Raw genomic sequence first — 20796 nt, 5'->3', positions numbered from 1 at the left:
GTATTTTGAGCCGCAAATATACAGCAATTATTACGATTGAAGGTCTAAAAATAAATATTGCTAAATGATTGATTTAAAAAGTTTTAAAATATCATTTTAAGAATGTTAGACCTGTCAAAAAAAAAGAGTACATTTGCACGCCTTTAAAATACAGGCATTTTTAAAATTTTAAGTTTAGCTATGAGCACAATAAAAAATATTGCGATTATTGCACACGTTGACCACGGTAAAACTACACTGGTTGATAAGATTATGTACCATTGTCAGTTATTTCGCGAAAATGAGAACACCGGAGATCTTATTTTGGATAACAATGATTTGGAACGTGAACGTGGGATCACAATTACTTCAAAGAATGTATCTGTAAATTATAAAGGCACAAAGATCAATATTATTGATACTCCGGGTCACGCCGATTTTGGAGGTGAAGTAGAGCGTGTATTAAATATGGCCGATGGAGTATTACTATTAGTTGATGCTTTTGAAGGACCAATGCCACAGACGCGTTTTGTATTACAAAAAGCAATTGATTTAGGTTTAAAGCCATGTGTGGTTGTAAACAAAGTAGACAAAGAAAACTGTACGCCAGAAGAAGTACATGAGAAAGTATTTGATCTTATGTTTGAATTAGGAGCAGAAGAGTGGCAAATGGATTTCCCTACAGTATATGGATCTGCAAAAAACAACTGGATGAGCGAAGATTGGCAAAAGCCAACAGAGAATATTGAGCCGTTATTAGATATGGTTATCGAGCATATTCCTTCACCAAAAATTGAAGAAGGTTCTATACAAATGTTGATTACATCATTAGATTATTCATCATTTACAGGACGTATTGCAATCGGGCGTTTACAAAGAGGTGAATTAAAAGAAGGAATGCAAGTTTCTCTTGTAAAAAGAGATGGCAGCATTATAAAATCAAGAATTAAAGAACTACATACTTTTGAAGGATTAGGAAGAAGAAAGGTAGAGAAAGTTGTAGCTGGAGATATTTGTGCACTTGTAGGATTAGAAGGATTTGAAATTGGAGATACTGTTGCTGATCTTGAAAACCCAGAAGGATTAGAAACGATTGCTATCGATGAGCCTACAATGAGTATGTTATTTACGATCAATGATTCTCCATTTTTTGGGAAAGATGGTAAATATGTAACTTCTCGTCATATCAAGGAGCGTTTAACAAAAGAATTAGAGAAAAACTTAGCATTACGTGTACAAGAGACAGATAGTGCAGATAAGTTTTTAGTATTTGGTCGTGGAGTACTGCATTTATCAGTATTAATCGAGACAATGCGTAGAGAAGGATATGAGCTTCAAATTGGACAACCACAGGTAATCATCAAAGAAATCGATGGTGTAAAATGTGAACCAGTAGAAGAGTTAACTATCGATTTACCAGAGCACGTATCAGGTAAAGCAGTTGAGATGGTTACTTTACGTAAAGGAGAAATGTTAAGTATGGAGGCAAAAGGAGACCGTATGGTTTGTGAGTTTATGGTTCCATCAAGAGGAATTATAGGATTACGTAACCAATTATTAACGGCTACTGCTGGTGAAGCTATAATGGCACACCGTTTTAAAGAATACCAACCGCTTAAAGGAGGTATCCCAGAAAGACAAAATGGTTCTTTGGTTTCTATGGAAAAAGGTACTGCGATTCCTTACTCAATTGATAAATTACAAGATAGAGGTAAGTTTTTTGTAGATCCAGGAGAAGATATTTATGAAGGACAGGTGATCGGAGAAAACTCTAGAGGAGATGATATGGTAGTTAACGTAACGAAAACTAAAAAGTTATCAAACGTACGTTCTGCTGGTGCAGATGATAAGGCAAAGATTGTACCTGCTATCAAGTTCTCACTTGAAGAAGCGTTAGAATACATTCAAAAAGATGAATATGTAGAGGTAACACCTAATCACTTGAGATTACGTAAGATTCTTTTAACTGAAGTAGAGCGTAAGCGAAATAAAAACATCTAATAAATAGAAAGTTAAGACTCTCTATTTATTGAAAATCCCAAGCATTGTGCTCGGGATTTTTAGTTTACATGGGGTAAAGGTATGGGGGTCTGTATTTTAAATAAAGTAATATTGTAATTAAAAATAAATATGATGAAGCAATTAGTAATTTTCCTTTCAGAGTCAATGTGGTCAACTACAGAAATTATAGGTTATTTTGCATCTCTTATGGTACTTGTTTCTTTCTTAATGAAAAATATTCGTACACTTAGAATCGTTAACACTATAGGGTGTTTGGCGTTTGTAGTATACGGAGTGTTTTTAGGTTGGTCGTATCCAATCATTATAACTAACATATCTATAGCGTTAATTAATTTTTATTATCTTTTTATTAAGAAACAATAAATTTGAAACGTGCGAAATCTTGAAACCTATTCGGTAATAGTATATACTTCGACTTATAAAAAACTATGGAATGAATTTGTAGCTAATGCAAAGAATGCTACTTTTTTATTCCATAGAGATTTTATGGAGTATCATAAGGATAGGTTTGAAGATTTTTCGCTTTTAGTATTTAAAGAAACTACGCTTATTGCAGTGGTACCTGCTAATAAAAGTGGAGCGGTGGTATATACTCATCAAGGATTGAGCTATGGTGGTGTTGTACTTTCTAAAAAAGTAAAGTTTAATGAAACAATAAGTATTTATAAAGCAATACTAGTGTTTCTAGAAGCACAGCACATTCAGCATTTAGAACTCAAGTTAACCCCTAGAATATATCACAAAGTCCCGGCCGATGAGGTAGATTATATCTTATTTTTGCTTAAAGCGAAATTAACTCGTAGGGATTTGGCTTCGGTGATTCAACAAGATAACTTTAAATTGCCTATTCAATCAAATAGAAAAGATGGAGTACGTAAAGGGAAAAAGAATCTATTAGAGGTAAGAGAAGAAAAAGAATTTGCCTCTTTTTGGGAAACTATTTTGATCCCCAACCTTCAAAAACGACACCAAGCAACTCCTGTACATTCGGTTAAAGAAATAACGCAATTAGCCAACTTATTTCCGCAGCACATTAAACAGTTTAATGTGTATAAAGAAGAAGAATTGGTGGCAGGAACAACACTTTTTATAACAGATCAAGTTGTACATGTACAATATATTTCTAGTAATGATGACCGACAGATTTTAGGGAGTTTAGATTTTCTCTTTTCAGAATTAATAGAAAATAGATTTAAAGACAAACGATATTTTGACTTTGGAATTTCTAATGAAGCTCAAGGAACCAAAATGAATATAGGATTACATTATTGGAAAGAATGTTTTGGTGCACGAGGTATAGTACATGACTTTTATAGTGTAAACCCAAAACAACACACCTTATTAGATGCCGTTTTAATTTAACTGGTCCAGGTAGTTATATAACGTTGAGCAATTGTAATATAATGGTGTTCTCGCTCGATAAATGCTCTGGCATTTTTTCCTATTTGTACAATTTCTTCAGGATGTAAGATAAGCCACTCTAATTGTTGATAAATAGCATCAACATCTGGTGTAGCATTAATGGCTACTGTTTCGTTTAAATCAAAATGAGAAATAAAACAATCTTCGGCACCAGTAAAAACAACTTTTCCCATAGCCATAGCTTCGAGAGCATTATATCCTTGATCATAAGAATATACCTGATCTAGTAATATATGAGCACTTTTATATGCTTTAATATATTGAGCATATGGTAAGCTTTGGGCAACAATAACCTCTATGTGATCACTGTATTTCTTTTGAATACGGGATAAAGCTTCAGTAAAGAAATCATTTCCTTTTTTAGGAATATTTGCGGTATTAATTCCATGAAAAATAACAATCTTCTCTTTTATATCATTGTGAATAAAATCAATAGTAGCTGTATTGATGGCATTAGGAATTAATGGTCTAGCCAAAGGATGCCCTTTTAAAGGGGGAACATAGTCCATATCTGTAGGAATAACCCCTTTTATATGTTTAAAAACAAAATGATGTAATCGTTTAAAACTAGGTTTAGTGTATTTTAAAGAATATTGATATGTATTTTTTAGATTAGAATCGTTGAGATAAGGGGTTAAAATATGATATTGACTATGATGTTGTAATAAATAAGAAACAGAAAGATAATCTTCGCCACAAGCAGATAGAAAAACAGTAGCATTATGTTTGAAAATAAACCGTAAAAGCAGTTTTTCTAAGATAGGATGTGTTTCAAAAGGATATTCGTTTATAAGTTGAACTACATCATAGTTTTTAAAAAAAGATCGTTTTTTATAAAATTGATATAGGGTCTCTATACTGTGAATATCAAATCCAGAAATACGATGTATAGCATGTCTTATTTTGGTTAATAGTATAGATGAATTGGTGTAAGTAGCTTCTAGAGAGTGATCTACAGGGTATTTTTTAAAGCCATCGCCTTTGCCAATAATAGTTACGTGATGCCCCAATTCAATAAGCCCTTCTTTAAGAGAGTTATGAAGCCTACTGTATTCACCAACTAATAATATGCGCATGCAGAAAAAATCTTTGTTCTCAAAGGTATTTTTAATCTTTAAAAAAATAAAAGAAATCATAAACTTTATTAAGTTTAAGGAATTAAAAGAACTAATCAAATGGATCAAGATTTAAAATGGGAAGAATTTGCAAGAGTAGATATGCGAGTAGGAACGATAATAGAAGCTAGTATTTTTAAAGAAGCTAGAAATCCTGCATATAAACTTGTTGTTGATTTTGGAGCATTAGGACATAAAAAAACATCGGCACAAATTACTAAACTCTATCAACCAGAAGAATTGATAGGAAAACAGATCATAGGAATAGTTAATTTTCCGCCTAAACAGATCGCAAACTTTATGAGTGAGTTTTTGTTGTTAGGCGCAGTAGGTGATGACAAAGAAGTTACTATTTTACAAACAGAGCGAGCAGTAGTAAATGGATTGAAAATATCGTAATACTAAAAGCACACAAAATAAGTTTAGGCTATATATGCAACATAAGAATAAAGTAAAAGTTCCATTCTTAGATTTAAAAAGAGTCAACGCACCATATAAAGAGATGTTTAAAAAGTCTTTTGAACGTTTTTTGGATTCTGGTTGGTACATTAAAGGAAGTGCTGTTACAGCGTTTGAAAAAGCCTTTGCAAACTATTGTGGAACCAGTTATTGTATTGGAGTAGGTAATGGATTAGACGCATTAACTTTAATCTTGAAAGCTTATGTAGCACTAGGACGCATCAAAGAAGGAGACGAAGTTATTGTTGCGGCAAATACGTATATAGCAACTATTCTAGCAGTAAAACAGGCTAATTTGACTCCAGTTTTGGTAGAACCAGATGCAGCTAGTTTTAATTTAGATCCACAAAGGATAGAAGCACAATGTTCTACACATACTAAAGTAATTCTACCTACACACTTGTATGGACAACTAGCCGATATGGAGGCTATTAGTGCCATAGCAAAAAAGCGAGGATTACTTGTTATTGCAGATGCAGCACAAGCACATGGAGCGATGACGACAAGTGGAGCTCGCGCAGGAAGTTTGTGTGATGCAGTAGGCTTTAGCTTTTATCCAACCAAAAATCTTGGAGCACTGGGAGATGGTGGCGCTGTAACAACAAATGATAGTGCCTTAGCCGCTATTATAAGATCAATGGCAAATTATGGATCAACCTCAAAATATGTAAATGATATCATAGGTGTGAATTCTCGATTAGATGAAGTGCAAGCATATTTTCTTTTAGAAAAACTGAAAGATTTAGATAAAAATAATGATAGGCGTAGAGCTATAGCAAAACAGTATTTTAATAAAATCGAGAATGAAAAAATAAAGAAACCACATGTAAAGTCATGGGAAAATCACATTTTTCATGTATTTGTTATACAAATTACAAATCGAGACGAATTTTGTTTGTATCTTGACCAAGAAGAAATAGGATATTTAATACATTACCCTATACCCCCTCATCATCAAAAAGCATTAATTGAATTTAAGGATTTAGAATTACCTATAACCGAAAAGATACATAGCGAGGTTATAAGTATTCCTCTTTATCCAGAAATGACAATCAACGAAATCGAAAGAGTTATAGAAGTACTTAATGCCTATTAGAATTTAATGAGCTGGATATCTGACAAATTCCGCAAAAATGTATTATTAAAAGTAACCTCATGGAATGCTGTAGGTGTCATAGTTCAATTAATAGCAGGAATTACCAGTTCAAAAATTATAGCATTGTTCTTAGGAGCCGAAGGAATGGCTTTAATAGGCAATATTCGTAACTTTTTAACCTCAATACAATCCATAAGTACATTAGGAATCTATAATGCGGTTGTTCGCTACATAGCAGAATACAGAGACAACAAAGCCGAAATATCCAAGATATTATCAACGACCTATTACCTGGGAGTTACCGCAACTATGCTTATGGCGGTGGGATTATACTATGGGGCAGATTTCTGGAATACCTATATTTTTGGAATAACATATCATTTTGCATATGTCTTTAAAGCAATGGCAATCGCGCTTCCTCTTTATGCTTTAAATATGCTTTGTCTGGCAATTATAAATGGATACTCAAAATATAAAACCTATATCATAATAAATATAGTAGGAAGTATTCTTGGATTGATAATTACTGTATTTTTAATATGGCAATTTAAATTAGAAGGAGCTTTTATAGCAATAGTAGTCAATCCTGCAATCGCTTTTTTAATCACTTTTGTTATCATATTAAATCAGCGAAATTTTTCTAAGCTTATTAAAGTCGAGCAAGTTTCCAAAACTTATATGAAACGCTTTGGAGTCTATGCAATTATGGCTTTAATCTCTGCAATAGCATTGCCTGCAATAATGATAAAAATTAGAAATTATATAAGCCTTACCCAAGGAATTGATAGTGCAGGACATTGGGAAGCTATGCAGCGTATTAGTGGACAATATTTATTGTTTATAAATACTTTACTGGGCGTTTATCTATTACCTAAATTATCAGGAATAAAAAGGAGTCGTTTCTTTAAAGAAGAAGTACTAAATTTTTATAAAACAATTTTACCATTATTTGGTTTAGGACTAGTGGTTGTATATCTCTTGAGAACATATATCATTAAATGGTTTTTATCAACATCCTTTGCAGCGGTCGAACCACTGTTTATGTGGCAGTTGATAGGAGATTTTTTTAAGGTAGCATCTTTAGTGATTGCATATCAGTTTATTGCAAAGAAAATGTTTTGGCATTATGTTATAATCGAAATAATCTCTTTGAGTTTTCTCTATTTTATGAGTATTTATTTTATAGACGAATACGGCTATATAGGAGCGACAATAGCACATGCCTTAGATTATATGTTGTTGTTAATCATCTTAATAATCGTATTTAGAAAATCCTTTTTTGGACCAGATAGAGCCATTTAACACTACATTATAGATATATTTGTTATATAAATTAGACTAATGGGGATAAAATCATTTTTATGGGTTAAACTACGTATATGGAAGTATAAAATGCTATCCTCAGCAAAATATATAGAAGGAAATTTTAATATACACCAACCAATAGTACTTAATGGAGAAGGAAAGATTATAATAGGAAAAGAAACTCATATAGGAGTAATACGTTCTCCATACTATTATAATGGATATGGATATATAGAAGCAAGAACACCAGAAGCTACAATTACTATTAAAGATAACGTACATATCAATAATAACTGCAGTATCATAAGTGCAGGAGGAGAAATAACTATAGAATCAAATACATTAATAGGTTATAATTGTCATATATATGATAGTGATTTTCATGAGATAAATACTTATGATAGATTAAATACATCAGGAAATATTGGAAATGTTTTGATCAAAAAAAATGTGTTTATTGGTAATAATGTAACTATTCTTAAAGGAGTAACTATAGGAGAAAATAGTGTGATAGGTAGTAATACTGTGGTGACCAAAGATGTACCAAAGAATACTACAGTAGGAGGGAATCCTATGAAAATTATTAGCGAATTGAAGTATTTTAATGAGTAATAAAACCAAAAAATATACAAAGGAAGATCTTCAATTATTGATCGCTACTACTCATAGAAATTCGTTAGATTTTTTAAAGTTGATGTTTTGTCAAGTATCTATAGCAGATTATCAAATTATAGTTGTGAATCAAACAACTCCAAAGCATATTATTAAATCAAACCTGGATAATGTCATCATAATTAACTCCTTTGAAAAAGGATTGTCAAAAAGTAGAAACCTAGCTATACAACAAGCAACAAAACCATTGTGTTTACTTCTTGATGATGATATAGCATTAATTAAAGGGTTTGAAAAGCATATCATAACAGCTCACAATTTAAATCCTGAAGCAACAGTAGTTAGTTTTCAAACGTTAACAACAACAGGTAAACCTTATTGGAAGTATCCTAAAAAAGCACAAAAGTTTAATACACATATAAGAACGAATGTGCTATCTCCAGAGATCACTATAAAACTAGAAGATATTAAGAAAGAAGGGATTGAGTTTGAAGAACATTTTGGGTTAGGAGCAATTTTTTCTGATGGCGAAAATTATTTATTCTTAAAAGAAGTAGCATACAGAGGACTACAGAGCTATTTTTATCCAGCAAATATTGTTGTTCACGAGCCTTTTTCTTCTAGTGACGAAGTAGATTCTGATCGGTTAATTTATGCTAGAACAGCAATGTATTATCAATTATATAAGAATAAAGTATACATATGGCTTCTAAAATATATAGTTTATTTGATAAGAAAGCAATATATTGGGATGGGAGAAAGTTATACAAAATGGAAAGTAGGGATAGCAGCAATAACGAAGTATAAAGAATTAAAACACACCCCAAGTGATTACAGTGCAAACAACAATACAAGAATGTAAGCTTATAACTATTCCGAAAATCGAAGATCCAAGAGGTAATTTATCGGTAATAGAAAAAGATACCAATTTTTTTGAAGCCAAAAGAGTCTATTATCTATATGATGTTCCTAGTGGAGCAAAGAGAGGTGGACATGCTCATATAGAACAATACGAATTATTAGTGGCATTAAGCGGAAGTTTTGATGTGATTATAGATGATGGCGAACAAAAACAAACAATAACATTAAATCGACCAGATAAAGGATTATATATAACCAAAGGAATCTGGAGAGAGTTAGAAAACTTTTCTGCAGGATCAGTATGTTTAGTCTTAGCTTCAGATGTTTTTGAAGAAGAGGATTATATCAGAGAATATGATCGATTTTTATCCTTTAAAGATATAAGTTCTTAATCCTTTGGAAGCTAGCCATTGTTTTAGTGAGAGTAATATTTTTAAGAAAAAAGCAGGACACTTTAGAATTAATTTTTGTTTCCAATTAAGAGATTGTATCGAAAGTGATTTTTTATAAAAAGAATAACGTTCGTTATTATTAGTGAGTTTACTTTCGAGAGCGAGAGCGAATCTATTTTGATCCAAAAAACGTTTAAGATATGGACGTTTCGCTTCGTAGGTACTAAAAGCATCATATGAACTCTTATACGTTGTTGATAATCTAAGATTAGATAAACTCTTAGGAACATCGATATATCGTACACCTATGCGAGAATTAAAAACAACAAGATAGTGTAAACCTATGCGAATCCATAAATCAATATCTTCTGTAGCTTTAAGTTGCGTATCAAAATAGCCTATATGTTCAAAAACAGTGGCTTTTATAACTGTGCTAGAGGTTGTAAGTAATGACATAGATTGACTACCTTCAAAATAATCAATACATACTGGATTGATATGAGGTACAGCATATACCTCTGGATAGGTATGCTGTTTGAATTTACGTTCGATAGCCATAGAAAAAACAGAAGCTTCAGGGAATTTCTGAATTGAATTTAGAATTTCTTCCAAAAAAAAAGGATACCAATAATCATCGGCATCGATAAAAGTAATATAAGTTCCACGAGCAAGCTGTATTCCGTGATTTCTAGCAGCAGAAACCCCTTGATTTTCTTGATAAGTATACGTTATTCTTGTATCTGAAACTGCTTTTGCGATAGTAGCACTTTGATCTGTAGAACCATCATCAATGATAATAATTTCGTAATCAGATACTGTTTGTGCCAGGACAGAATCTAAGGTGTTTTTTATATAAGAAGCTTTGTTATATAATGGAATGATGATAGAAAATAGCGGCGTAGGTTCGAGAGAAAGAGGATGTGGAGAACTAGAACTCATTTAAAACAAGGCTTAATTTTCTATAGTTTAACAATAATACTAACAAATATTAAGATATAATAGTATGACAAATGAATAATACTATTTTTGTAACCCCAAGTTTATAAGTTGAAAGAAAAACAACTACATATTATAAGTTTTGATAATCCATATCCCGCTAATTATGGAGGTGCAATAGATGTGTTTTATAAAATAGAAGCATTACATGCTATAGGGATACGTATAAACTTGCATTGTTTTACAGAAGATAAAGTGGTTCCAGAACAGTTAAAACAATTGTGCGATAATGTATATTTTTATCCTAAAAGAACAGCATTAATACAGTTATTAAGTACCATTCCGTATAGAGTAAAAATACGATATCATAAAAAAATGGTACAGCGAATTCTAGAGGATAATCATCCTATTCTCTTTGAAGGATTGCATACAACACAACTACTTAAACATAAAGATGTATTAGATAGAACACTTCTAGTACGAGCACATAATATAGAGCACGACTACAGTAAAGGATTGGCAAGAAGCTCTAAAAATATTTTATGGAAAGGAATACATTATCTAGAAGCGTTGAGGTTTAAAAAATATGAGCAAAACTTGCACAATGTTACAAACGTATTAAGTCTATCTCATTATGAATATGAATACTTTAATAAAGCTTATAAAAATGCCATAGATATTCCTGTTTTTCATGGAGGAGGAGAAGTAAAAGAATTATCAGATAAAGGAAAATATGCGTTGTACCATGGCGATTTGTCTATAAGTGATAATATTAGAGCGGTGGAATTTTTGATTGAAATATTCAAGAAAAACAAATACCCTTTTGTAATAGCAAGTGGCACGAGACAACAATGTATAGATAATAAGATAAGAAATACAGTAAACATAAGTTATGTGCAGATAAAGAATGATACTCATCTCGATGAGTTATTGGAAGGTGCACATATCAATGTGTTGTATTCTTTTCAGCGTTCAGGAACCAAACTTAAATTGATTAATGCATTGTATAAGAGTAGGTTTTGTATTATTAATGAAAATATTACAGATGAACCTAAAGTACTTTCATTATGCGAACTAGCCTCGACAAAAGAAGCTTTTCTTGCAACTATAGCAAAATTAAAAGATACGTCATATCAAGAAAGTAAATTAAGAAAAGCTATACTTCCAGAATTATATGATGTCAAAAAGAATGCACAAAAAATAGCTGCAATTTTAGCAGAAAATAAAAAGTAATCTTACCCTTTACGTTGTACTACTTCAAAGACTTTACTACCCTCACATTTTAAAGTTTTAGAAGGATATTTAAGAATCAAGGCATAATCATGAGTAGCCATAAGAATAGTTCTACCATTTTTATTAATCTCCTGTAAAACTTCCATAACTTCGACAGATGTTTGAGGATCCAAATTCCCTGTAGGCTCATCGGCAAGAATTAATTCAGGGTCATTTAATAAAGCTCTAGCAATAGCGATACGTTGTTGCTCTCCTCCAGATAATTGATAAGGAAACTCATTTCCTTTGTTTTTCATACCTACCTTATCTAGAACATCATCAATCTTTCTATCCATTGCCTTTTTATCTTTCCAGCCTGTAGCTTTTAAGACAAACATAAGATTACCCTTAACGGTACGATCGTTAAGTAATTTAAAATCTTGAAAAACGACACCTAACTTTCTACGTAAAAAGGGAATCTGACTTTCTTTTAAGGTCGGCAAATCAAAATCAACAATGCTACCTTCACCTTCGACTAAAGGAATATCACCATATAAAGTTTTCATAAAACTACTTTTACCAGTACCAGTTTTACCAATAAGGTACACAAAATCACCTTTATCAACTGTGATATTGACATTAGAAAGGATAAGATTTTCTCTTTGATAAATAGCAGCGTTTTTTAAACTTAGTATAGTCGACATATATAATCAGATATTAACGTACTGTAAAAGTAAAAAGTTTAAGGAGAATTGAGATTTATAGGAGGAAAAAAATGACAAAAAAATTAAAAAAGAGTTAAAAACAGTAATGATGAAAATAAAGCATGTAATTAACCATAAAATAATTCGTTATTAAAAAGAGATTCATTTATTTTGAAGTTAAATTTGTAATATAACGGAATAAGATACTACTACTTTTTTGATATTAATCTGAATTAAATGAATAAACACATCACTACGATGCTTGTTGCAGTAGGACTATGTACCTCTGTCTATGCGCAACAATCGGCAATCTATACTCATGATCAAGTGCAATATAAGCAGGCGATTGAGTTGTATAATAACAAACAATTCTTAGCAGCACAAACACTTTTTGATAAAGTAAAAGAGCATACAAAGGATGAAGAAGTGGCTTCAGACTGTACCTATTATATCGCTAATTGTGCTATCTGGCTTAATCAGAAAGAAGCAGATGTGTTAATCGAAGACTTTGTAGAAAAATACCCTACAAGTATCAAGCGTAACTCTGCTTTTATAGATGTAGCAAATTATTATTTCGAAAACGGAAACTATGCCTATGCCCGTAAATGGTATGATCGAGTAGATCAAAGCAATATGAGCAATGCAGATAAAGAAAAGTTTAATTTCAATAATGGATATGCAAACTTTAAGGCACAACGATTTAACGAAGCCGAAAAGTTTTTGGGATTAGTACAAGAAAGTGAAACTTATGGAGCACAAGCTAAATATTATTTAGGATTCATTGCTTATGAAGGAGATAATTATGAAAAGGCCAATAAATTATTTGATGAAGTAAAAGATCTAGAACAATACAATAAAAATTTATCATATTTCCAGAGTGATATGAATTTTAAATCTGGAAATTTTCAAGAAGCAATCACAGAAGGATTACGCCAGTTACCCAATACAAAAAAAGCTAATGAAAAATCAGAATTAAATAAAATCATAGGAGAGAGTTATTTTAATTTAGGAGAATATGACAAAGCAATACCATATTTAAAAGAATACAAAGGATTTAAAGGAAAGTGGAATAATACAGATTATTATCAATTAGGGTACGCATATTATAAACAAGGAGACTATTTAAGTGCTATTTCAGAATTCAATAAAATTATTGATGGAAAGAATAGTATTGCTCAAAATGCTTATTATCATTTAGCCGAATCTTATTTAAAATCTGACCAAAAACAGCAAGCATTAAATGCCTTTCGCAATGCATCAGAAATGGATTTTGATATGCAGATCAAAGATGATGCAGCTTATAATTATGCAAAACTTAGTTATGAAGTAGGGAACTCGTATGAAAGCGTACCTACAGTATTAACAAACTATCTTGAAGCATATAAAAAAGGAGAACATACAGAAGAGATACAATCATTATTAATCGATTCCTATATTACTTCAAAGAACTATAAAGAAGCTATGGAACTATTAGAAAATAGCCGCAATTTTGAAGATAAAATAGTCTATCAAAAAGTAGCGTTCTTTAGAGGTACAGAATTATATAACGAAGGGAATTATCCTGAAGCAATTATCTATTTTGATAAATCGTTAACAGAACAAAGAGATTCTAAGTATACAGCAAAAGCAATTTATTGGAAAGCAGAAAGCGAATATCTTTTAAATAAATATGATGAAGCATTAATAGGATTTAAACAATTTGCAAATAGTTCAGGAGCTACAGAAACTAGAGAATATGCAGCTATAGATTATGCAATAGGATATACATACTTTAAAAAGAAAGAGTACAATAAAGCTATAGAACATTTTAAAAAGTATAGTAGTAAGCGAGGTATAGACGAAACAAGAAAAATAGATGCATACCTACGATTAGGAGATAGTCATTTTATTTCGAGTCAATATTGGCCTGCAATGGAAACGTATAACAAAGCCATCAAAGCAGGAGGAGCAGATGCAGATTATGCACATTATCAAAAAGCAATTAGTTATGGTTTTGTAAATAAAAACGATAGAAAGATAGAAGACCTTAATGCCTTTTTAAAAAACTATCCACGATCTACTTATAGAGACGATGCTTTATACGCATTAGGAAATGTATATATAGCAGAAGATCAAACCGAAAAAGGAATTGCTACTTATGATCAATTGATAACAGAATTACCTAGAAGTTCTTATGTACCTAAAACCTTATTAAAAGAAGGATTGATCTATTACAATGGAGACGAGGGGAATAAAGCTTTAGCGAAATTTAAAAAAGTAGTAGCCGAATATCCCGGAACAGAAGAAGCGATACAAGCAGTAAATACAGCACGATTGATTTATGTGGATTTAGGTAGAATAGACGAGTATACTAATTGGGTAAAAGGATTGGATTTTGTTGAGGTTACAGATGCAGATTTAGACAATACAAGATATGAAGCTGCAGAAAAGCAATTCCACGATAACAATTATGATGCAGCGATCAATGGATTTACTAAATACCTTGAAGAATTCCCGAAAGGATTACATGCGTTAAAAAGTCATTTTTATTTAGCACAGATTTATTATATACAAGGAGATAAAGAAGCAACTATACCACATTATGAATATGTGTTACAAGAAGAACGTAATGAGTTTACAGAACAAGCACTAGCAAGGTTATCTCAAGTGCTGTTAGAGAAGCGAGCTTATGAAAAAGCAATTCCAGTATTAGAACGTTTAGAAAAAGTAGCAGATTTTCCTCAAAATATCATTTTTGCACAATCTAATTTAATGAAGTCATATTACCAGTTATTTAAATATAAAGAAACTGTAGTGTACGCAGAAAAGGTTTTAGAAAATCCTAAAATAGAAAATGCGATAAAGAGTGATGCGCAGATTTTTATTGCGAGATCAGCGATACAAACAGGAAACGAAGATAGAGCAAAAGAAGCCTATGCAGAAGTGAGTAAAATAGCTACTGGAGAACTAGCTGCCGAAGCACTATATTATGATGCTTATTTTAAAACAAAAGAGAAACAATACGAGGCTTCAAATAAAACAATACAGCGATTAGCCAAAGAATATTCAGGTTATAAGCTATATGGAGCAAAAGGATTGATGTTAATGGCAAAGAATTTTTATGGATTAAAAGATGCTTATCAAGCAACTTATATTCTTGAAACAGTCATTAAAAAATTCACCGCATATCCAGATGTAATTACTGAAGCCAAAGCCGAGTTGAAAAAAATCAAAGCGGAAGAAGCAAAAACGAACTCTTCTATTAAAACTACAGAAGATAATTAATAAGCACAGCATAAAATAAACAAACCTATATGACTAAATATATTCAATATATACTTCTCACTATTTTTATAGGCTTAAGTGCAGGAGTAGTACAAGCACAAGAAGAAGAGCAACAAAACATAGGTACAGAACGCGTAGTCATTGTAAAAGCGTATACACCTACCATAAGCGATGCTTTTAAAGTAAAAGCATCACCAGTATTTGATGATTCGATTACCAAGAATACCAAAGCACTGCGATACAGTATTTTTTCGGTTCCAGTAGCGTCAACCTATACTCCCGTAAAAGGAAAAGCAGTTAGTCTTGAAAAAGCAAAACGAATTCCGTTATTTGATAATTATGCAACACTAGGTTTTGGTAATTTTACTTCGGTTTTAGCCGAATTTTACAGTAATTTTCAAATTGATAGAACAGATAATGTAGGAGTGTATTTACATCATAACTCTTCTCAAGGTGGTATACAAGATATTCAATTAGATGACAAATTTTACAATACCTCTTTGGATCTAAATTATACTTCTCGAACAAGAGATTTGGCATACGGAATAGAAGTAGGAGCAGAACATCAATTATACAATTGGTACGGATTACCACCATTACCAGTGCGTACTCAAGAAGAAATAGAAGCAATCGATCCTGCTCAAAGTTATTTTGGAGCATATGTAGGAGGAAAATTAAAATTAGAAGATTCCTTTTTTAAAGAAGCGAGTTTACGTTACCGTTATTTTGGAGATGCAACGAGTACGGTAGAACACCATATCAAGGCAAAACCTACTTTTGAAATAGAAGTAGCAGACGAATTGATAAAAACAGATGTAATTGTGGATTTCCTTAACGGAAGCTATGATACTGTTATTCCTAATACAACAGTAGATACATATAGTATTTTAAACTTAGGAGTGAGTCCTAATCTTATGGTGTTAAGAGATAACTTAACATTAAAGTTAGGAGCAGCCGTATATTATAGTTCTGATATTGAAAATGGAGAAAATAATTTTTATATCTATCCTAAAATTTCAGGATCATATCGATTATCAGGCGATCAAGCAATCGCGTATGGAGGAATAGAAGGTGACCTGTATCAAAATAGCTATAGAGATGCGGTACAACAAAATCCGTATGTATCTCCTAATCTATCGTTAACATCTACGCACAATCAATACGATGCATATTTAGGAATTAAAGGAAAGTTAGTAAATAGAGTGCTATATAATTTAAGAGGAAGTTATGTAGCAGAAGATAATAAAGCACTATTTGTTAATAACGCAATGAGTATTACACCTACAGAAGGATATCAATACGGAAACTCATTCTCATATCGATATGATGATATCACAACCTTTAAAGGATTTGCCGAAATCAAAGTAGAACTCAATCGTAAATTTACTTTAGGAATCAACGGAACTTACTATAGTTACAGTACAGATAGAGAAGAAGAAGCATGGAATCTACCAGAATTTGAAGCAGGTTTAAATGCAGATTATCAGATCACAGATAAATGGTATGCTGGGGCACAATTGTTTTTTGTAGGAGAGCGAAAAGATATACTCAATACAACATTAGTAGTAACACCACAAACAGTTACAGTAGATAGTTATATAGATGCCAATATCAATGTAGGATATCGATTTAATGATCGCTTATCTGCATTTATAAAAGGAAATAACCTATTAGGAGATGACTATAACAAATGGAATAATTATCCAGTACAAGGATTACAAGTTATGGGAGGAGCAACCTATAAATTTGATTTCTAAAGTATATAGATAAAAGAATCAAAACTAAAAGGCGCTCAGTTTTACTGAGCGCTTTTTATATTTCAGAATAATGTTAAGACTTGTTAAAAAAAAGGTTTTTCCGTAAATTTGTAGCTTAATAAAGTATTAATCAAAAAAAACGAACAAGTATGAAACACTACAGCAAGCTGTGGTGCACGCTATTGGTGTGTATCATAAGCGGAATAATGTATGCTCAAGACGCAGGATCGGGTGAAGAAAGGGATGTTAACCTGATACCTTTTCCGGTATCTCCAGAAGCGGCAAGTCTAGGAAACTATGGTAATGTTCCTGTAAATTTAAGTACAGGACAAATGAACTTTCCCATACCTATTTACAATATTTCTAGTATAGGAGGGTATAGCTGGCCAGTGAGTTTAAGCTATAACTTTAAAGGTTTGATCTATCAAGATAAACCATCAATTACAGGTTTAGGATGGAATTTAAATGCAGGTGGAGTGGTTACTCGAGAAGTTAGAGGAATCCCTGATGAACATCCTAATGGTTATTATGGAATACGAGAAGAACGAGAACGATTAGTAAATCCTTTTTTATATGGAAATACGTTATTAACAGAAGAGATATCAAGACAACTTATTAATGGAGATTTAGATGGAGAAGCAGATAAATATTATGTAAGTGTAAATGGTATTAGTTTTTCGTTTAAAGTAGGATTAGATAAAAGTCCAGTATATTTATCAGAACATAATTATATCGTTGAATTTGATTGGAAGACTTCAAAGAAGATAGAATTTAATGGCTTTATAGTAACCGATGATCAAGGAATAAAATATCGTTTTTATGAGCAAGAATTAAATGAACCTTATGGAGGAAATTACAATGTATATAACGATGCTTTTACCCATAATGTATCAAGCTGGCAATTATCAGAAGTAATTTATCCTAATGGAGAAACCTTAAATTTTAGTTATAATAATGATAGCTATATTAGTTATGATTATTATGCTACAGGGAGTACAAATGAAGCAGAAATAACCTGTGGGAATGGATTACCAACTCAACTTACTACTTATACAGATGGAGTTTCTAAAACAAAAATTACCAGAAAACTGCTAAGTAGAATAGAAGGTACTAACAGTAAGGTGTCTTTTAGTAGAAATTTAATAGCACAAGGAAGTAATGATCGTGTACTCTATGAGGGAATATATGTAGTAGATAAATTTAGTAATACAATTGTCTGGAATTATAGTTTGGACTATGAGGGAACCAGAGATATGCTCAAGCAGATCACCAGAAATGGAGAGCACTATTATAGTTTTGAATATCAAAATAAAAATCAAATACCAGGTTTTTTAAATAATGAAAATGCCAATGCCTTTAAGCAGGACTTATGGGGGTTTTATAATGGAAAAAATAACCAGTATGGTGTCAATGTAGCAGGAACAAGTTATAAAGCAGATAAGAGACCTAGCTTTACACATGCAAGTGCAGGTGCATTAAAAAAAATCATTTATCCTACCAAAGGATATAGTGAAATTGCATACGAACAAAATACGGTAAAGAAGCCTTATGCTGAAGTAATAGAAAACAATGCAAACTTAGCACCTAACTGGGAGATAGATTTAAAATTTAAATCAGATGAAACCACAAGACAACCACAACGTAAAGAAGTATCATATACATATACATTTACAGAGCCAACTATAGCAGAGATAAAACATGAACTTACCTCGGTAGGTATTTCTTTTTCAGGAATATCAATGACACGAGTAGCAGGAGAAGGATCTTGTGCATCTTCAACTCAATATGATGCTTTAGCAACACAATTACGCGCTATAAATAGTGATGAAGTGCCAGCTATGTGTCCACATTTGTATGAAGAGATTGATGATAAATATACCGTACCTAATACAGAGACCATACGAGTGAGTGGATCTAGTGGAGGAAAAATAGAGATCAAACCAGGAACTTATAGACTTAGTATATGGACAGATCAAAACAGAAAAAAAGTTGAAGGACGCTTACGCGTACGTTTTTATAAAGCTCCGAGAACAAATGGAGAAGAAACACCTGAGTTTTTAAGTGAAGAAGTAGGAGGTATACGAATCAAATCAATTACAGATTACAGTAGTGAATCACAAAGAGCAACCACGAGATATTATGATTATGTTGCCGAAGATGGATATTCTTCAGGAAAAGAATTGCAAATAGCTATAGCAAGTAATCAATATAGGTTATCATATTGTTGTAATGTAGGAAGTAATACCACAAATGGAGGAGCAGGAATTATTATAAGTGAACAGACAAGAAATAATTATAATTCAATGCCTTATAATCGCTTGAATCTTAATCAAGGAGTTCCTGTAATATATACTAAAGTAAGAACCTATCAAGATAAAAAAACAATAGCGTTAACAGGAAGATCTGATTGTAATGTACCTGGAGAATGTATAATGCCTTTAACAGATGGTGGAGTATTGAATTACATAGGAACAGGTGTGTGGAATTTTGATGATTCAACATACAAACTTGTTTATCCACAGGGATATACAGAAAGTACATATGGATATACAGTAAGAAATTTTGATGTGTATCCCATAGTACCTCAAGGAGTAGATCAAGATATGGGAAGGTTACTTACACAACATATCTACGAATATGATGAAAAAAATAAAGAAGAAATCATTAAGCAACAAGAGGAGCGAGAATATAAAACAGTTAGTATATTTAATGGTTCTTTTGATTCAAATCCTAATCACCCCAAAAGTATAAAATTAGCATATAAAATAAAACGAGAAGGAGAATGTGCTATACTAAATCCTGATGAGTATGATTTTAGAGAATATTATAAATATGATTTATATAAAGAAATAGATACAAGGTATTTAGTTTCTAGAATAACTACCAAGCAATATTATCCAGAAGAAATGCAAAGTGTACAACAACTGCAATATGATAATAAAAATCAATTAAAGAAAACAATAGCGGTTGACAGTGAGGGTAGTACTATAGAGCAAGAAAACTATTATAGTTATGATTTCTCAAGTGGGATAGCTTCTTCAATGGTAAGAGATGCTAATATCATTACTCCTATAATCGCAACCAAAACCAAAAAGGACGGAATATTAATAACGCATAGTCAAACCGATTATACAGAGATATCTTTACCAGGCATATATCACGATAAGTTGTTTAAGCCAGCAAAACAATTACAAGCCAAAGGTGGAGCGCCACTAGAAGGAAGAATGAAGTACAGTAAATATGACGCAAAAGGAAACCTATTAGAATATTACCCCATTATAGCCGAAGGAGCAACTCCAGCAGAAGATATAAAAGGAACACCAACAGCAGTGATATGGGGATACAATTACCAATATCCAGTAGCAAAAATAGAAAATGCAACCTATGCAGAAGCTATTGCATTGTTAGAAGTAAGTATTGCAGAATTGCAAAACCTAGATGGAACGGTATTACTAAGTGAATTAAATAAGATACGGGAAAGATTACCACAAGCTTTTATTAGTACTTATAGTTATAAGCCACAAGTAGGTGTGTTAAAGATGGTAGATCCTAAAGGTTATACTATGCACTATAGTTATGACAATTTACACCGAGTAAAAGAAGTAAAAGATCAGGACGGAAATATTATAACAGAATATCAATACAACTATAAAAATTAAT

At 31.9% G+C, this 20796-nt stretch carries 16 protein-coding genes; 13 read left to right on the top strand and 3 right to left on the bottom strand.

Annotated features, from left to right (window positions below; all coding sequences use genetic code 11):
* Positions 1-180 precede the first annotated feature (180 nt).
* From typA to ACYEKI_RS07785, 3 genes are all read left to right on the top strand, one after another.
* Positions 181-1980 carry a translational GTPase TypA gene (gene typA / locus ACYEKI_RS07795; RefSeq protein WP_459210615.1) on the top strand — a complete coding sequence of 600 codons (1800 nt, stop codon included), beginning with the start codon at positions 181-183 and terminating at the stop codon, positions 1978-1980.
* Positions 1981-2112: 132 nt separating this feature from the next.
* Entirely contained in the window at positions 2113-2364 is a 252-nt protein-coding gene (locus ACYEKI_RS07790; RefSeq protein ID WP_459210614.1) for a uroporphyrinogen decarboxylase, read from the top strand.
* Positions 2365-2373: 9 nt separating this feature from the next.
* A complete protein-coding gene (locus ACYEKI_RS07785; protein WP_459210613.1) occupies positions 2374-3363 on the top strand; it encodes a GNAT family N-acetyltransferase in 990 nt (329 codons plus the stop codon).
* Here the strand turns inward: ACYEKI_RS07785 and ACYEKI_RS07780 are convergent.
* Positions 3360-4499 (bottom strand): glycosyltransferase, encoded by a 1140-nt coding sequence (locus ACYEKI_RS07780; RefSeq protein ID WP_459210612.1) that lies wholly within the window; start codon positions 4497-4499, stop codon positions 3360-3362. The two genes, ACYEKI_RS07785 and ACYEKI_RS07780, sit on opposite strands and share 4 nt — an antisense overlap.
* A gap of 99 nt (positions 4500-4598) precedes the next feature.
* On the opposite strand from ACYEKI_RS07780, the gene ACYEKI_RS07775 reads away from it, so the two are divergent.
* Genes ACYEKI_RS07775 through ACYEKI_RS07750 form a run of 6 tightly spaced genes read left to right on the top strand, consistent with a single transcriptional unit; the run spans position 4599 to position 9263 of the window.
* Positions 4599-4937, top strand: coding sequence for a tRNA-binding protein (locus ACYEKI_RS07775; RefSeq protein ID WP_459210611.1), 339 nt, complete (start codon positions 4599-4601; stop codon positions 4935-4937).
* Positions 4938-4971: 34 nt separating this feature from the next.
* Positions 4972-6093: a DegT/DnrJ/EryC1/StrS family aminotransferase gene (locus ACYEKI_RS07770; protein WP_459210610.1), complete on the top strand. Its 1122-nt coding sequence runs from the start codon at positions 4972-4974 to the stop codon at positions 6091-6093.
* A 6-nt stretch (positions 6094-6099) separates the two neighbouring features.
* The gene (locus ACYEKI_RS07765) at positions 6100-7395 is read left to right on the top strand and encodes an O-antigen translocase (protein WP_459210609.1); all 1296 of its coding nucleotides are present in this window, start codon (positions 6100-6102) and stop codon (positions 7393-7395) included.
* 39 nt (positions 7396-7434) lie between these two features.
* Positions 7435-8010 (top strand): acyltransferase, encoded by a 576-nt coding sequence (locus ACYEKI_RS07760; RefSeq protein ID WP_459210608.1) that lies wholly within the window; start codon positions 7435-7437, stop codon positions 8008-8010.
* Positions 8003-8872 (top strand): glycosyltransferase family 2 protein, encoded by an 870-nt coding sequence (locus ACYEKI_RS07755; protein WP_459210607.1) that lies wholly within the window; start codon positions 8003-8005, stop codon positions 8870-8872. The genes ACYEKI_RS07760 and ACYEKI_RS07755 overlap by 8 nt, the downstream gene beginning before the upstream one ends.
* Positions 8847-9263: a sugar 3,4-ketoisomerase gene (locus tag ACYEKI_RS07750; protein WP_459210789.1), complete on the top strand. Its 417-nt coding sequence runs from the start codon at positions 8847-8849 to the stop codon at positions 9261-9263. Before ACYEKI_RS07755 ends, ACYEKI_RS07750 begins: the two co-directional genes overlap by 26 nt.
* Here the strand turns inward: ACYEKI_RS07750 and ACYEKI_RS07745 are convergent.
* Positions 9237-10202: a glycosyltransferase family 2 protein gene (locus ACYEKI_RS07745; RefSeq protein ID WP_459210606.1), complete on the bottom strand. Its 966-nt coding sequence runs from the start codon at positions 10200-10202 to the stop codon at positions 9237-9239. The two genes, ACYEKI_RS07750 and ACYEKI_RS07745, sit on opposite strands and share 27 nt — an antisense overlap.
* 108 nt (positions 10203-10310) lie before the next feature.
* Here ACYEKI_RS07745 and ACYEKI_RS07740 point away from each other — a divergent pair, with 108 nt between their 5' ends.
* Complete coding sequence (locus tag ACYEKI_RS07740) at positions 10311-11432, top strand: hypothetical protein (RefSeq protein ID WP_459210605.1); 1122 nt, start codon at positions 10311-10313, stop codon at positions 11430-11432.
* Between the two features lie 2 nt (positions 11433-11434).
* On the opposite strand, the gene ACYEKI_RS07735 is transcribed toward ACYEKI_RS07740, so the two are convergent.
* On the bottom strand, positions 11435-12115 hold the full coding sequence (locus tag ACYEKI_RS07735) for a cell division ATP-binding protein FtsE (protein WP_459210604.1): 681 nt from the start codon (positions 12113-12115) through the stop codon (positions 11435-11437).
* Between the two features lie 237 nt (positions 12116-12352).
* On the opposite strand from ACYEKI_RS07735, the gene ACYEKI_RS07730 reads away from it, so the two are divergent.
* The 3 genes from ACYEKI_RS07730 to ACYEKI_RS07720 all read left to right on the top strand — a co-directional run bounded on the left by ACYEKI_RS07730 (position 12353) and on the right by ACYEKI_RS07720 (position 20795).
* Positions 12353-15379: a tetratricopeptide repeat protein gene (locus tag ACYEKI_RS07730; protein WP_459210603.1), complete on the top strand. Its 3027-nt coding sequence runs from the start codon at positions 12353-12355 to the stop codon at positions 15377-15379.
* A 29-nt stretch (positions 15380-15408) separates the two neighbouring features.
* Entirely contained in the window at positions 15409-17136 is a 1728-nt protein-coding gene (locus tag ACYEKI_RS07725; RefSeq protein ID WP_459210602.1) for a porin family protein, read from the top strand.
* 149 nt (positions 17137-17285) lie between these two features.
* On the top strand, positions 17286-20795 hold the full coding sequence (locus tag ACYEKI_RS07720; RefSeq protein WP_459210601.1) for a hypothetical protein: 3510 nt from the start codon (positions 17286-17288) through the stop codon (positions 20793-20795).
* The last annotated feature ends 1 nt before the right edge of the window (position 20796 follow it).

Source organism: Aquimarina rhabdastrellae (genome assembly GCA_947387485.1).
Classification (GTDB): Bacteria; Bacteroidota; Bacteroidia; order Flavobacteriales; family Flavobacteriaceae; genus Aquimarina.
This window is presented reverse-complemented; position numbering and strand designations above follow the sequence as displayed.